Genomic DNA, 15333 nt, shown 5'->3' on the forward strand with positions numbered 1-15333 from the left:
GGGGTTACTCCACCACCTGCCGACCCTCCGGCTGGGCCGTGCACGACGCCCGGAACGTGCAGTGCGTGCAATGCGTGCCCGCGGTCGGGGTGAACTGTTCGTCCAGGACTCGGCCTGCCGCCGTGGCCAGTAGGTCGCCGACCCACTCGCCCGTCAAGGGCTGCTGGGACTGGACCTTCGGGTACGCCTCGCCGCCCTCGCGTTTGGGGGCGGGCTGGCGCAGGTGGACCAGCTCGGCGCCGCCGGGGTCGGGGCGGCGGCCGTCGAAGGCCTCGTCCAGGGCGCCCTCTCGCACCGCCAGCTGGTAGACGGCCAGCTGCGGGTGGGCGGCCACCTCCGCGGCCGTGGGCGACTGCTTGCCCGTCTTGAAGTCGACCACGTACGCGCGGCCTTCGACGTCCTGCTCGACGCGGTCCATGGAGCCCCGGATGCGCACCTCGTACTCCCCGGCCTCCAGGGTCACGTCGAAGCCGTGTTCCGTGGCGACGGGGGTGCGGCCCGCGCGGTCCAGGGTGTGCCACTGGAGGAAGCGTTCCAGGGCGGCGCGCGCGTTCTGCTTCTCCTGGACCGACTTCCAGGGTGCGTCGAAGGCGAGCGCGTCCCAGACCGAGTCCAGGCGTTCCATCAGGACGGCCAGGTCGGCCGGGGTGCGGCCGGAGGCGACCTCGTCGGCCAGGACGTGGACCACGTTGCCGAACCCCTGGGCGGCCGTCGCGGGCGCGTCCGCCTTGACCTCGCGGCCCAGGAACCATTGCAGGGCGCAGGTGTTGGCCAGCTGGTCCAGGGCGCTGCCCGACAGCGCGACGGGGACGGCGCGGTCGCGCAGCGGGACCTCCGAGCGGGTCGGCTCGTACAGGCCCCACCAGCGGTGTGGATGCGCCGCCGGGACCAGCGGCTGGCCCTCGTCGTCGGCCAGCGCGGCCAGTCGGCCCAGGCGTTCGGCGGCGGCCTCGCGCAGCGCGTCGGAGGCCGCCGGGTCGACGGTCGTGGCGCGCAGCTCGGCGACCAGCGCGGCGACGGCCAGGGGGCGGCGGGGGCGGCCCGTCGTGTCCCGGGGCTCGACGCCCAGCTCGGTGAGGAAGCGGGACGGCTGGTCGCCGTCGTCGGCCGGGGCCTTGACGGCGGTCACCACGAGGCGGTCTCGGGCTCGGGTCGCCGCGACATAGAAGAGGCGTCGTTCTTCGGCGAGCAGCGCGCCCGGAGTGAGCGGTTCGGCCAGGCCGTCGCGGCCGATCCGGTCGGCTTCGAGGAGCGAGCCCCGGCGGCGCAGGTCGGGCCAGAGTCCTTCCTGTACCCCGGCGACCACGACGAGGCTCCACTCCAGGCCCTTGGAGCGGTGGGCGGTCATGACGCGCACCGCGTCGGGGCGGGCGGCCCGGCGGGTCAGGGTGTCGGCCGCTATGTCCTGCGCGTCGACCTCTTCGAGGAAGTTGAGCGCGCCCCGGCCGCCGGTGCGTTCCTCGGCGCGGGCCGCGGTGTCGAACAGGGCGCAGACGGCGTCCAGATCGCGGTCGGCGGCCCGCCCGCCGGCCCCGCCGCGCAGCGCCGCGCGTTCCAGGCGCTGCGGCCACGGGGTGCCGTTCCACAGCTCCCACAGCGCCTCGGCGGCGGTGCCGCCACCGGCCAGGAGCTCGTGGGCCTTGCGCAGCAGCGCGCCGAGCCGCTGGGCGCCGCGGGCGTACGAGGGGTCGTGCGCGACGAGCCGCTCGGGCTCGGTCAGGGCCCGGGCCAGCAGAACGTCCGAGGGGGCCGGGACGCGGTTGCCCGCGGCCCGCTCCTCGTCGCGCAGGGCCCGCCCGAGGCGCCGCAGGTCGGCGGTGTCCATGCCGCCCAGCGGCGAGGTGAGCAGGGTGTGCGCGGTCTCGGGGTCGAGCCGGGCGGGGGATGCGGCGGGGCTGTTCGCCGTGTCCCTGCCAGGGTGGACGAGGCTGACGGGCGCGGAACCCCCGGCACCCGCCCCGTCCTTCTCACCACCCTCGCCTGCGGCCCCCTTCCCCGCGGGCGCGGGCACCCCGCCCCCCGTAGAGCCCTTCAACGCCGCCTCCGCCACCACCCGCAGCGCCGTCAACAGCGGCGACACCGCCGGCTCGTCGCGCAGCGGCGTGTCGGCGCCCGACGTGTCCACGGGGATGCCCGCCGTCGTCAGGGCGCGGCGCAGGGCCGGGATCGTGCGGGTGCCCGCACGGACCAGGACCGCCATCTCCTGCCAGGGGACGCCCTCTTCGAGGTGGGCGCGGCGCAGCAGGTCCGCGATGTTGTCCAGCTCGGTGGAGGCCGTGGGGTATGTGTACGTCTCCACGCGGCCGCCGGTACGGGTCGGCGACAGGTCCCGGTGCGCGCGGACCCGCTCGGCGGGCAGCCGCGGCAGCGGCATGCGGCGGGTCAGCAGCCGGGTGGCGGCCAGCAGGGCCGTGCCCGAGCGGCGGGACGTGGTGAGGACCTCGACCGGCGCCGGGCTGCCGTCCGTACGCGCGAACGTGTCGGGGAAGTCGAGGATGCCGTTGATGTCGGCACCCCGGAACGTGTAGATCGACTGGTCCGGGTCGCCGAAGGCGACGAGCGTGCGGCCACCCCCCGCCAGCGCCTTCAGGAGCCGTACCTGCGCCGGGTCGGTGTCCTGGTACTCGTCGACGAACACCGCCTCATAAGAGGGCAGCTCGATGCGTTCGGCGAGCAGCACCGCGCGGTGCACGAGTTCGGCGTAGTCCAGGACGCCCTGGAGGTCGAGGACGTCGAGGTACTCGGCGAGGAACGCCGAGGCCGCCTTCCAGTCCGGGCGGCCGGCGCGCTCGGCGAAGCGGGCCAGGGCGTCGGGGCCGAGGCCCAGTTCCCGGCTGCGGGCGAGCACCGCGCGCACCTCGTCGGCGAAGCCGCGCGTGGTCAGGCAGGCCCGCAGCTCGTCGGGCCAGCTCACGTGCGCGAGGCCGGTGCGCTGGAGGTCGATCTGCCCGGCAAGCAGGTCGCGTACGGCCACGTCCTGTTCGGGGCCGGACAGCAGGCGCAGGGGCTCGCGGAACAGCTCGGCATCCTGGTGCGCGCGGACCAGCGCGTAGCAGTACGAGTGGAACGTGGTGGCCTGCGGGCTCTTCGCGCCGGCGCCCAGGCGCAGCGCCATCCGGTCGCGGAGCTCGACCGCCGCCTTGCGGCTGAAGGTGAGGACCAGGACGCGTTCGGGGTCCGTGCCGGCCGCCACCTTGGCCGCGACCGCCTCCACCAGGGTGGTCGTCTTGCCGGTGCCGGGCCCCGCGAGCACGAGAAGCGGACCCGAGCGGTGGTCAACCACCCTGCGCTGGGGTGCGTCAAGGAGGGGGGGATCCACCGGGTCCGGCGGGGTACGCACCAGTCGGTACGCGCCGGGGGACCGCCGACGTACCTGTTGGTACGTCTGACGCCCGGTGGAAGAGGAGGAGCTCACGTGGATCGCCGGTCCTGGTGGGTGTGCTGGTCGTGATGGTGGTTACGAGGCCTGCGCGGCCGGCGCAGACCCTCGACGGTACGCCGAACCGCGCCCGGAACGCAGCGAGTCATCCGTACGGTCCTCAGGCCGCCCCCGGCATTGCCGGATGGCGGAAGCTGTCAGGTATGAGCCGCCCCGCCGCCGAGCCCGCCGACCGCGCCGCCTTCGGCGCCGTCCCAGCGTGCCCGCCGCATGTCGAGGCGCGGCAGGTGGCCCGCGGCGGACCGGCCCGCCTCGCGCAGCGGGGTGGCCTCGTCTCGGTAGTGCGCCAGGGCCCGCAGCTCGTGGCCGGGCAGCAGCGCGCCGTCCGACCGCACCACGCGCCACCACGGCACCGCGCCGCCGTAGAGCGCCATGACCCGGCCGACCTGGCGCGGCCCGCCCTCGCCGAGCCATTCGGCGACGTCCCCGTACGTCATCACCCGGCCCGGCGGGATGTGCTCGGCGACCTCAAGGACCCGTTCCGCGTATGCGGGGATCTCGGGCAGCACCTCGCCCGCCCGGTCCCGCTGCTCCTCGCTCATCCGCTCCATCCTGCCGTACGCCACCGACAGCCGCCCCGGGTCGGGCCGTATCCGGTCGCAGCCCGGTCTCGGAGCGACAAAGGGGCGCAACTCACACAGCGCACGCCCTGGCAATGCACCCTGATGCCCCCCTGGGATCTCTGGACATGCCACCATCATGCGGGCGGTGAGCGGTGATACGAGACAGAGACAAGTCGGACGAGGCAGCGAAGGAGCGGGGCGTGCAGCCACCCGAGGCGGCGGCGAGCAGCACCCCTGAAACGGGGCGGCAGCCCGCCGCACCCGAAGCTTCCGGGCCGACGGGCGACGGCTCGGCACCCGGCGCGGAGTCCCACCCAGGAACCCGGCCCGAAGGCTCCGCGGGCCACGCGGACGGCGAGCGCTACGAGGCCGCCGAAGACGCCGCGGACCACGAAAACCCGGAGAGCCACAAGGGCCCCGACCGCCCCGCAGGCCACGAGCGCTCCGAAGGATCCGGCGCCCGCGAGGGCTCCCCGAGCCCCGAAGGCGACCGGCGCCCCGAAGGCTCCGACGGCACGGACTCCGGCCGGTGCGACAAGGGCGGCAAGGGCGGCGGCGCCCTGTGCGACGACGCCTCGGGCTCCATCGAGCGCGTCTCCGTGGACGAGCCTCTGCTGCCCGCCCGCGTGCACCGCCCCTCGGACCTGCTCCGGCTGCTCACCGGTGTGCTCGCGATCGCCGTCGTCCTCGCCATCGCCGCGTTCGCGCACGGCACGACGTCCGGCCTGGAAAACGACATCACCAACGGCACCACCGGCACCCCCGACGTCCTGATCCGCCTCGCCGGGCTCGCCTCCAGCATCGCCGTCCTCGTACTGCCCGTCGCCTTCGCCATCGAGCGGCTGATCAAACGTGACGGACTGCGGATCGCGGACGGCGTACTCGCCGCGGTGCTCGCGCACGGCGTCGCCCTCGCCACCGACCTGTGGGTCGCCAAGTCCGCCCCGGGCTCGATCACCGAGGCGCTGACCCGGATGTCGCCCTCGGGCTCCCTCACCGACCCCGTGCACGGCTATCTCGCCCCCGTCATCGCCTATATGACGGCCGTGGGAATGGCCCGCAGACCCAGGTGGCGGGTCGCGCTGTGGGCGGTGCTGCTGCTCAACTCCTTCGCCGTACTGGTCGGCGAACAGACCACCCCGTTCTCGATCATCGTGACGATCCTGATCGGCTGGACGGTCGCCTACGGCACGCTCTACGCGGTCGGCTCTCCCAATGTGCGGCCCACCGGGCAGACCCTGCTCGCGGGGCTCCGCCACGTCGGCTTCAACCCGGTGACCGCGCTGCGCGCCGAGGACGTACCGGACTCGATGGAGCAGGGCGAGCGCGGCCGGCGGTATCTGGTCACGCTGCAGGACGGCCCGCCGCTCGACGTCACGGTGGTCGACCGCGAGCAGCAGGCGCAGGGCTTCTTCTACCGGGTGTGGCGCCGCCTGACGCTGCGCTCCATCACCACCCGCCGATCGATCCAGTCGCTCAGACAGGCCCTGGAGCAGGAGGCGCTCCTCGCGTACGCGGCGATCGCGGCCGGGGCGAACGCGCCCAAGCTGATCGCCACCTCCGAGCTCGGCCCGGACGCCGTGATGCTGGTGTACGAGCACACCGGCGGCCGTTCCCTGGACTCCCTGGAGGACGCGGAGCTCACCGACGACCTGCTGCGCGAGACGTGGCGGCAGGTCGAGGCGCTCCAGTCGCGGCGGATCGCGCACCGCAGGCTGGCGGGCGACGCGATCCTGGTGGATCGTTCCGGCAAGGTGATCGTGACCGATCTGCGCGGCGGCGAGATCGCGGCCGGCGACATCGTGCTCCGCATGGACGTCGCCCAGCTCCTGACCACCCTCGGCCTGCGCGTCGGCGCCGAGCGCTCGGTCGCCTCCGCCCTCGACGTGCTCGGCCCGGACGCGGTCGCCGACAGCCTCCCGCTGCTCCAGCCCATCGCGCTGAGCCGCTCCACCCGTGCGACCCTGCGCAAGCTCGGCCGCGAGCAGGCGCAACGCGAGCGCGAGGCGGTTCTGGAGGCGTCGGACGCGGCGAAGGAGGCGAAGGCCGCGGAGGCCGCCGCCGCCAAGGAGGCCGCGGCGCACCCCGAAGCGGTCCCGGTGCTTGACGACCGCAAGGCCGTCAAGGCCGAGAAGAAGGCCGAGAAGCTGGCCATCGACGAGGCCCTGGACGAGGCGAAAGAGGACGATCTGCTCACCCAGATCCGCCACCAGGTGCTGCTGATCCGCCCGCAGGCCCCGGTCGAGCCGGTACGCCTCGAACGCATCAAGGTGAAGACCTTGATCAGTTTCGTGGCGGGGGCCTTCGCCGCGTACTTCCTCCTGGTGCAGCTCACCAACATCAAGTTCGGCGACCTGATCGCGAACGCACAGTGGGGCTGGGTCGCGGCGGCCGTGCTGTTCTCGGCGCTGTCCTACCCGGCCGCGGCGGCCAGCCTGCTCGGCTTCGTGCCGGAGCGGGTGCCGTTCTGGCGGGCCGTGATCGCCCAGGTGGCGGGCTCGTTCGTGAAGCTGGTGGCGCCGGCGGCGGTCGGCGGTGTCGCCCTCAACACGCGGTTCCTCCAGCGCGCGGGGGTACGCCCGGGGCTCGCGGTGGCGAGCGTCGGCGCGTCGCAGCTGTTCGGGCTCGCCTCGCACATCTCGCTGTTGCTGATCTTCGGCTACGTGACCGGCACCGAGCAGACCTCGGAACTCTCGCCGTCCCGCACGGTGATCGCGGGTCTGCTCACGGCGGCCGTCCTGATCCTGGTGGTCACCGCGGTCCCGTTCCTGCGGAAGTTCGTGGTCAGCCGGGTCCGCTCGCTGTTCGCCGGGGTGGTGCCGCGCATGCTGGACGTGCTCCAGCGGCCGCAGAAGCTGATCACCGGGATCGGCGGCATGCTGCTCCTGACCGGCGTGTTCGTGATGTGCCTGGACGCGTCGATCCGTGCCTTCGGTACGGGCAGCGAGCACACGCTGAGCTACGCGAGCGTGGCGGTGGTCTTCCTGACCGCCAACGCGCTGGGCTCCGCGGCGCCGACGCCGGGCGGTGTGGGTGCGGTCGAGTTGGCCCTGTCAACGGCGTTGACAATCGCCGGCATGACGGCGGAGACGGCCACCTCTGCGGTGCTGCTGTACCGCCTCCTCACCTTCTGGCTCCCTGTCCTGCCGGGCTGGCTGTGCTTCAACTACCTCACGCGCAAGGGGCAGTTGTAGGGGGCTGCGCTTCGACTTCCGGTAGTCGGTGGCTGATCGCGCAGTTCCCCGCGCCCCTAGCAGGATGCGGAACGCTCAGAACGCGGCCAGCACCGTCCCCAGCAGCGCCAGCGAGCACAGGATCTCCAGCGCTCCCACCACCCCCACCTTCAGGCCCCGGCCGGGCAGTACCGCCGCTCGTAGCAAGTAGACGGCGAACGGGGCTGCCAGCCACGGGGTCAGCAGCGCCGTCGGCACCACCGCCACCCCGTGGTACCCCACCGAACCCCCGTAATACGCCCGCGAGTCCCGCTCCCTGATCATCGTCTTCACGTACGGGACCGTCCCCGCGAAGTACAAGAGACAGGCCAGCATCGGGGCCAGGCCGGCGCTCCACGACCCGCCCCCCAGCCGCAGCGTCACGAGCAGCATGCCGCACGCCGGGATCACCGCTGCGAGGCCGTTCCACAGCGCCCGCTCCCGATTGGCGTACGCGTAAAGGAAGTTGACCAGGACGAACGGTGCCGCGCACGCCGCGGCGATGAGCAGCCACGGGTGCGGCACGGCCGGCGGAAGGCCGAACAGCGCGGCCCCCGCACCGAAGCACACCGCCGGGCGGACATGGCGGCGCGGGGCCTTCGGGTTGCGGGAGAGCCGGTTCAGGCGCAGCCACTGCTGGGCGTGGTACGCCGCGAGGTAGCCGAGGAGCCAGGCCGCGAGCAGCGGCAGATGCGCCCAGCGCGGGTGGCCCAGGAACGTACCGGCGAGGAACGGGACGGCGAGCATCGCCCATGCCCCGTGCTGGTTCGGCAGCCAGCGGTTCCGGCTCACTGCGGCCCACCTCTCCGATGCCGTGAAGCTTCCCTGGCGCCTACTCGAAATATGCGAAATACCCGAAAGTACTAGACGGCATACGAACGCGGCGCCTTTCCAGTTTCTCAGCCCACCCCCGGGACATTTGCGGAATTTGGTCACCGCCCACCGGGACCAAAGTCCCCGGGTTCCAAGAAATGGCGGGCGTAAGGTCGTTGATGGCCGTCCGGAGGCGTCCGCATTTCCCGACACCTCGTCCGGAAAGGCCCGCTCACATTCTTTTTCCGGGCCACAGGAGTTTCCGTTGCAAGAGAAGGCGCGACAGAAGGCGCAGCACCCTCGCGGCGTTGCCGACGCACTCGTGCGGGCGGGCAGCTTCTTCACCCGCGCCGAGGTCTCCGACGATCTGCGCACCGTGCACCGCACCGGCGGCCGGCAGGCCGAGTCCTTCTACCGGGACCGCTGGAGCCACGACAAGGTCGTGTACTCGACGCACGGCGTGAACTGCACCGGCTCGTGCCGCTGGAAGGTGTACGTCAAGGACGGGATCATCACCTGGGAGACCCAGGCGACCGACTACCCCTCCGTCGGCCCCGACCGCCCCGAGTACGAGCCCCGCGGCTGCCCCCGCGGCGCCTCCTTCTCCTGGTACAGCTACTCGCCGACCCGGGTCCGCCACCCGCACGTACGCGGCGAGCTCCTCAAGATGTACCGGGAGGCCAAGGCGCGCCTGGGCGATCCGGTGCTCGCCTGGGCCGACATCCAGAGCGACCCCGAGCGGCGCCGCACGTACCAGAAGGCGCGCGGCAAGGGCGGTCTGGTGCGGGCGAGTTGGGAGGAGGCCGTCGAGATCGTCGCGGCCGCCCACGTCCACACCATCAAGGAGCACGGCCCCGACCGGGTCGCCGGGTTCTCCCCCATCCCCGCGATGTCGATGGCCTCGCACGCGGCCGGCGCCCGCTTCCACTCCCTCATCGGCGCGCCGATGCTCTCCTTCTACGACTGGTACGCCGACCTGCCGGTCGCATCCCCACAGGTCTTCGGCGACCAGACCGACGTACCGGAGTCCGGCGACTGGTGGGACGCGGCCTATTTGATGATGTGGGGCTCCAACGTCCCCGTCACGCGCACCCCCGACGCACACTGGATGACCGAGGCGCGGTACCGCGGGCAGAAGGTCGTCACCGTTTCCCCGGATTTCGCGGACAACACCAAGTTCGCCGACGAATGGATGCATCCGCACCCGGGCACGGACGGCGCCCTCGCCCTCGCCATGGGCCATGTCATCCTCAAGGAATTCTTCGTAGAACGCGAGACTCCTTTCTTTGTCGACTACGTCCGCACGTACACCGACCTGCCCTTCCTCGTCTCCCTCAAGGAAACCGAGGACGGGCTCGTGCCGCACAAGTTCGTCACCGCGGCCGACCTCGGCGAGGACACCGAGAACGCCCGGTGGAAGACCGTCCTCATCGACGACGCCACCGGTGAACCCACCGTCCCGGGCGGGACGTTGGGCCACCGCTGGGGCACGACGCCCGAGTGGAACCTGGACCTGGGCGACACCGTGCCCCGGCTCAGCATGCTCGGCTCGGGCGAGAGCGCCGAGGTCGTGCTGCCCCGCTTCGAGGAGACCTCCGAGAACGCGGAGGGCGTCGTACGCCGTGGCGTTCCGGTCCGCCGCGTCGGCGGGCGCCGCGTCACCACCGTGTACGACCTGATGCTCGCCCAGTACGGAGTCGGCCGCGAGGGCCTGCCCGGGGCGTGGCCGACGTCGTACGAGGATGCTCGGACGCCGGGCACGCCCGGCTGGCAGGAGACGCTCACGTCCGTACCGGCGGCCCAAGTGACGCGGGTGGCACGGGAGTTCGCGGAGACGGCCGAGAAGTCCAAGGGCCGTTGCATGATCCTGATGGGCGCCGGCACCAACCACTGGTTCCACTCCGAGACCATCTACCGGGCCTTCCTCGCGCTGCTCACCCTGACCGGCTGCCAGGGCCGTAACGGCGGCGGCTGGGGGCACTACGTCGGGCAGGAGAAGTGCCGCCCGGTCACCGGCTGGGCGACACTCGCGAGCGCGTCCGACTGGACCCGGCCGCCCCGGCACATGATCGGCGCGGGCTGGTTCTACCTGCACACCGACCAGTGGCGCTACGACACGCTGCCCACCGAGGCGCTGGCCTCGCCGCTCGGCGACGGCCGCTTCGAGGGCATGACCGGCGCCGACTGCCTGGCCGCCTCGGCCCGCATGGGCTGGATGCCGTCGTACCCGACCTTCGACCGCAACCCGCTGGAGCTCGGCGAGGCCGAGGACCCCGTCCAGCACGTGGTCGACGAGCTCAAGGCGGGGCGGCTCGGCTTCGCGGGCGAGGACCCGGACGCGCCGCGGAACTGGCCGCGCGTACTGAACGTATGGCGCGCCAACCTGCTCGGATCGTCCTCCAAGGGCAACGAGTACTTCCTCAAGCACCTGCTCGGCACGCACTCCAACCTGCCCGAGGACGGCCCGCGTTGTGCGCCGCGCGATGTGGCCTGGCACCAGGAGGACGTCGAGGGCAAGCTCGACCTGCTGCTCGCGATGGACTTCCGCATGACGTCGACGACACTGCTCAGCGATGTCGTGCTGCCCGCCGCCACCTGGTACGAGAAGCACGACCTGTCCTCGACCGACATGCACCGGTTCCTGCACGCCTTCACCCCGGCCGTCGATCCGCCGTGGCAGGCCCGCTCCGACTACGACGCCTTCCGCGCGATGGCCGAGCGGTTCGGCGAACTGGCCAAGGAGCACCTCGGGGTGCGCAGGGACGTGGTGGCGACCGCGCTCCAGCACGACACCCCGGGCGGCGAGATGGCCCAGCCCGGCGGGGTCGCGCTCGACTGGTCGAAGGGCGAGTGCGAGCCCGTGCCGGGACGCACCATGTACAACCTGACCGTCGTCGAGCGGGACTACGGCGCCGTCGGCGAGAAGTTCGCGGCGCTCGGCCCGCTGGTGGACAGGCTCGGCGTCACCACGAAGGCGATCACCTTCGACGCCGCCGAGGAAATCACGTATCTGGGTGAGAAGAACGGTCTCGTACGAGGAGGAGTGGCCAAGGGGCGGCCTCGTCTCGACACCGCCCAGCGCGCCTGCGAGGCGATCCTCGCGCTGTCCGGCACCTCCAACGGGCGCCTGGCCACCCAGGGTTTCGAGACCCTGGAGAAGAAGACCGGGCAGCGCATGGCCCACCTCGCCGCCGAGGCCGAGGGCAAGCGCATCACGTTCGCGGACACCCAGGCCCGGCCCGTACCGGTGATCACCTCGCCGGAGTGGTCGGGCAGCGAGTCCGGCGGGCGGCGCTACACCGCCTTCACCGTCAACACCGAGCACCTCAAGCCCTGGCACACCCTCACAGGGCGCCAGCACTTCTTCCTGGACCACGACTGGATCCACGAGGTCGGCGAGGCGCTGCCCGTGTACAAGCCTCCGCTCGACATGCACCGCCTGTACGGGGAGCCCGAGCTCGGCTCCACCGACGGCAAGCAGGTCGCGGTCCGCTATCTCACCCCGCACAACAAGTGGGCGATCCACAGCCAGTACCAGGACAACCTGTACATGATGACGCTGGGCCGGGGCGGCCAGACCATCTGGATGTCCCCGCAGGACGCCGAGTCGATCGGTGTGCGGGACAACGACTGGATCGAGGCGGTCAACCGCAACGGCGTGGTCACCGCCCGCGCGATCGTCTCGCACAAGATGCCCGCCGGCACGGTCTACATGAACCACGCGCAGGAACGCACGGTCGGCGTGCCCAGGACCGAGAAGACCGGGAAGCGCGGCGGCATCCACAACTCGCTGACCCGGATCATGCTCAAGCCCACCCATCTGGTGGGCGGCTACGCCCAGTTGACCTGGGCGTTCAACTACCTCGGCCCGACCGGCAACCAGCGCGACGAAGTCGCCGTCATCCGCCGCCGCGACCAGAAGGTGGAGTACTGACATGCGCGTCATGGCCCAAGTCGCCATGGTCATGAACCTCGACAAGTGCATCGGCTGCCACACCTGCTCGGTCACCTGCAAGCAGGCGTGGACCAACCGGCAGGGCACCGAGTACGTCTGGTTCAACAACGTCGAGACCCTCCCCGGCCAGGGCTACCCGCGCCGCTGGGAGGACCAGGAGAAGTGGAGGGGCGGCTGGGAGCGCACCCGGTCCGGCAAGCTGCGCCTGCGGGCGGGCGGCCGCCTCAAGCGCCTCGGCCGGGTCTTCGCCAACCCCGAACTCCCCGAGATCGACGACTACTACCAGCCCTGGACCTACGAGTACAAGAACCTGATCGACGCCCCCGCGGGCGACGACCTGCCCGTCGCGCGGCCCGTGTCCAGCCTCACCGGCGAGCCCGTCGACAAGATCGAGTGGGGCCCGAACTGGGACGACAACCTGGGCGGCGCGCCCCAGAACGCCCCGCTCGACCCCATCGTCGAGAAGATCCGCGACGAGGTCGGCGAGAAGATCCGCTTCGAGTTCGAGCAGAGCTTCATGTTCTACCTGCCGCGCGTCTGCGAGCACTGCCTCAACCCCGCGTGCGTCTCGTCGTGCCCGTCGGGGGCGATGTACAAGCGCGAAGAGGACGGCATCGTCCTGGTCGACCAGGACGACTGCCGCGGCTGGCGGATGTGTGTGACGGGCTGCCCGTACAAGAAGGTCTACTTCAACCACTCCACCGGCAAGGCCGAGAAGTGCACGTTCTGCTTCCCGCGCATCGAGGTGGGTCTGCCGACCGTCTGCTCGGAGACCTGCGTCGGCCGCATGCGCTACCTCGGCGTCATGCTGTACGACGCCGACAAGGTGGCCGACGCGGCGGCCGTCGAGGACGAACACGACCTGTATCCAAGCCAGTTGGAGTGCTTCCTCGACCCGGACGACCCGGCCGTGGTCGCGGCCGCGAAGGCCTCGGGCCTCACCCACGAGTGGATCGAGGCGGCCCGCCGCTCCCCCGTGTACGACCTGATCGCCACCTACCAGGTCGCCCTTCCGCTGCATCCGGAGTACCGCACGATGCCGATGGTCTGGTACGTGCCGCCGCTGTCGCCGGTCGTCGAGGCGGTCGCCGCGAGCGGCCGCGACGGCGAGGACGCCGGGAACCTGTTCGGCGCGATCGACGCCCTGAGGATCCCGGTGGAGTACCTGGCCGAGCTGCTCACGGCGGGCGACACCTACCCCGTGGCGGCGGTCCTGCGCCGGATGGCCGCGATGCGCTCGTACATGCGGCGCGTCAACCTCGGCGAGCCCCGTGACGAGTCCATCGCCGGGGCCGTGGGGCTCACCGGCACCGAGATGGAGGACCTGTTCCGGCTGCTCGCGATCGCCAAGTACGAGGACCGCTACGTCGTGCCGAGCGCGGCCCGCGCCGACGCCGACGCCCTCGCCGGAGCCCACCCGCTCGACGACGCGTGCCCCGTCGGCGAAGTGGCCCAGAGCCGTGTCCTGTTGAACCTCTCCCCCACCCGGAGGAGCGCATGACCCCCGAGAGCTCAGCCGTCCTGCGCTTGGTGGCGGCCCGCTGCCTGCACTACCCGAACGACGCCTTCTACGCCCAACTCCCTTTGCTGCGCGAGGCGTTGCGAGAGCACCCGGGTTCCGCGGCCGAGCGGCTCCAGGACTTCGTGGACGTGGCGGCGGCCACCGATCCGCTGGACCTGGCCGCGCATTACACCTCCACGTTCGACACCCGCAACCGCCGCTGTCTGTATCTGACGTGGTGGACCGACGGCGACACCCGGCGCCGGGGCCTCTCGCTGGTCCGCCTCAAGCGGATCTACCGCGACCACGGCCTGGAGTTCAGCCACGAGGAGCTCCCCGACTTCCTGCCGGCCGCGCTCGAATTCGCCGGGCGCCACGAGGAGTCCGGCACCGAGCTGCTCCAGGAGCACCGCGCGGGCCTCGAACTGCTGCGGCTCTCCCTGACCGAGACCGCCACCCCGTACGCCGAGGTCCTCGAAGCGGTCTGCGCGACCCTGCCCGGCGCCTCCCCCACGACGAAGGCCGAGGCGAAGGCGCTGGCCAAGGCGGGCCCGCCGCGGGAGACCGTCGGCCTTGAGCCGTTCGGGCCCGGCGTCGAACTCCCCTGGCCCGGCTTCCCCGAGCGGAAGGCATCCTGATGGACCTGCTCCTGTGGGGCGTGCTGCCCTACGTCTCGATCGCCCTCCTGATCGCGGGCACCCTCTGGCGGGCCCGCTACGACCGGTTCGGCTGGACCACCCACTCCACCCAGGTCCACGAATCGCGGCTGCTCCGCATCGGCTCGCCGCTCTTCCACTTCGGGATGCTCTTCGTCGTGCTCGGCCATGTGGTCGGCCTGGTGATCCCGCGGAGCTGGACGGACGCGGTCGGGGTGAGCGACCACACCTACCACCTGCTCGCCGTGTCGACGGGCGCGGTCGCGGGCGTCGCGGCGGCGGCCGGCATCGCCATCCTGGTCTTCCGCCGCTTCAAGGTCCCGGCGGTGCGGAAGGCGACGCTGCGCGGCGACCACCTGATGTACACGTTCCTGCTCGGCGCGATGGCGCTCGGCCTGACGGCGACGATCCTCAACTCCACAGGCGCGACCGGGGATTACAACTACCGCGAGGGCATCTCGATCTGGTTCCGCTCGCTGTTCACCTTCCGGCCGGACTACCACCTGATGGGCGCGGCCCCGCTCGCCTTCCGGCTGCACATCCTGTTCGGCTTCACGCTGTTCGCGCTGATCCCGTACTCGCGTCTGGTCCACATGTTCAGCGCGCCGGTCCAGTACCTGTTCCGCCCGTACGTCGTCTACCGGCGCCGCGATCCGGAGCCGACCGCCAACCGCGAGGACCGGCGCGGCTGGGAGCGGGTGCGATGAGCGGGCGGACCCTGGTGCGCAGGCCCCGGCACGCCGTGGCGGAGCGGCCCTTCATCGTCATCTTGGAGGCCACCCGGGCCTGCCCGCTCGCCTGCCTGCACTGCCGCGCCGAGGCGCGCCCGGACCGCGACCCGGGCGAGCTCGACGGGGTGGACGCCCGGCGTCTGACTACCGTGACCCGCACCAGCCTGCCTGCACCACGCGGCCGGCCCGATCGGCGAACCGGTCGCGGCCCGCGTCACCCGCTGGGACCGCGGCCTCCCCCAGTACACGGTGGGCCACGCCGCCCGCCTTGCCCGCATCCGCGAGGACGTCGCGCGCCCGCCCGGCCTGGAGGTGTGCGGCGCCGCGTACGAGGGCGTGGGGATCGCGGCGTGCGTGGCGACGGGGCTCGCGGCGGCGGAGCGGGTGCTTGAGGTGGAGCGGGCGGGCGTTCCGGGCTGAGCGGGTGGCGGGAGCCGGGCGGGGCGCCACCCTGATGGGCCGC

At 72.1% G+C, this 15333-nt stretch carries 9 protein-coding genes; 6 read left to right on the plus strand and 3 right to left on the minus strand.

Going from position 1 to position 15333, the window contains the following annotated elements:
- Window positions 1-4 precede the first annotated feature (4 nt).
- Window positions 5-3415, minus strand: a complete 3411-nt coding sequence (locus ADK54_RS35440; protein WP_053729902.1) for an ATP-dependent helicase — start codon at window positions 3413-3415, stop codon at window positions 5-7.
- A gap of 161 nt (window positions 3416-3576) precedes the next feature.
- Window positions 3577-3981: an MGMT family protein gene (locus tag ADK54_RS35445; RefSeq protein WP_053729903.1), complete on the minus strand. Its 405-nt coding sequence runs from the start codon at window positions 3979-3981 to the stop codon at window positions 3577-3579.
- A gap of 173 nt (window positions 3982-4154) precedes the next feature.
- Between ADK54_RS35445 and ADK54_RS35450 the strand changes: the two genes are divergently transcribed.
- Window positions 4155-7196 (plus strand): lysylphosphatidylglycerol synthase domain-containing protein, encoded by a 3042-nt coding sequence (locus ADK54_RS35450; RefSeq protein WP_420717461.1) that lies wholly within the window; start codon window positions 4155-4157, stop codon window positions 7194-7196.
- A 75-nt stretch (window positions 7197-7271) separates the two neighbouring features.
- Here the strand turns inward: ADK54_RS35450 and ADK54_RS35455 are convergent, their stop codons facing one another.
- Window positions 7272-8006, minus strand: coding sequence for a YwiC-like family protein (locus ADK54_RS35455; RefSeq protein ID WP_053729905.1), 735 nt, complete (start codon window positions 8004-8006; stop codon window positions 7272-7274).
- Between the two features lie 286 nt (window positions 8007-8292).
- Between ADK54_RS35455 and ADK54_RS35460 the strand changes: the two genes are divergently transcribed.
- The 5 genes from ADK54_RS35460 (at window position 8293) to ADK54_RS44185 (ending at window position 15290) form a co-directional block, all read left to right on the plus strand.
- Window positions 8293-11961, plus strand: a complete 3669-nt coding sequence (locus tag ADK54_RS35460; RefSeq protein ID WP_053729906.1) for a nitrate reductase subunit alpha — start codon at window positions 8293-8295, stop codon at window positions 11959-11961.
- 1 nt (window position 11962) lies between these two features.
- The gene (gene narH, locus ADK54_RS35465; protein ID WP_053729907.1) at window positions 11963-13483 is read left to right on the plus strand and encodes a nitrate reductase subunit beta; all 1521 of its coding nucleotides are present in this window, start codon (window positions 11963-11965) and stop codon (window positions 13481-13483) included.
- Window positions 13480-14121: a nitrate reductase molybdenum cofactor assembly chaperone gene (gene narJ / locus ADK54_RS35470; RefSeq protein WP_053729908.1), complete on the plus strand. Its 642-nt coding sequence runs from the start codon at window positions 13480-13482 to the stop codon at window positions 14119-14121. Before narH ends, narJ begins: the two co-directional genes overlap by 4 nt.
- Window positions 14121-14846, plus strand: a complete 726-nt coding sequence (narI, locus tag ADK54_RS35475; protein ID WP_053729909.1) for a respiratory nitrate reductase subunit gamma — start codon at window positions 14121-14123, stop codon at window positions 14844-14846. The genes narJ and narI overlap by 1 nt, the downstream gene beginning before the upstream one ends.
- A gap of 273 nt (window positions 14847-15119) precedes the next feature.
- Window positions 15120-15290: a hypothetical protein gene (locus ADK54_RS44185; RefSeq protein WP_420717462.1), complete on the plus strand. Its 171-nt coding sequence runs from the start codon at window positions 15120-15122 to the stop codon at window positions 15288-15290.
- Window positions 15291-15333: the final 43 nt, after the last annotated feature.

This window comes from Streptomyces sp. WM6378 (assembly GCF_001279695.1).
GTDB lineage: Bacteria > Actinomycetota > Actinomycetes > Streptomycetales > Streptomycetaceae > Streptomyces.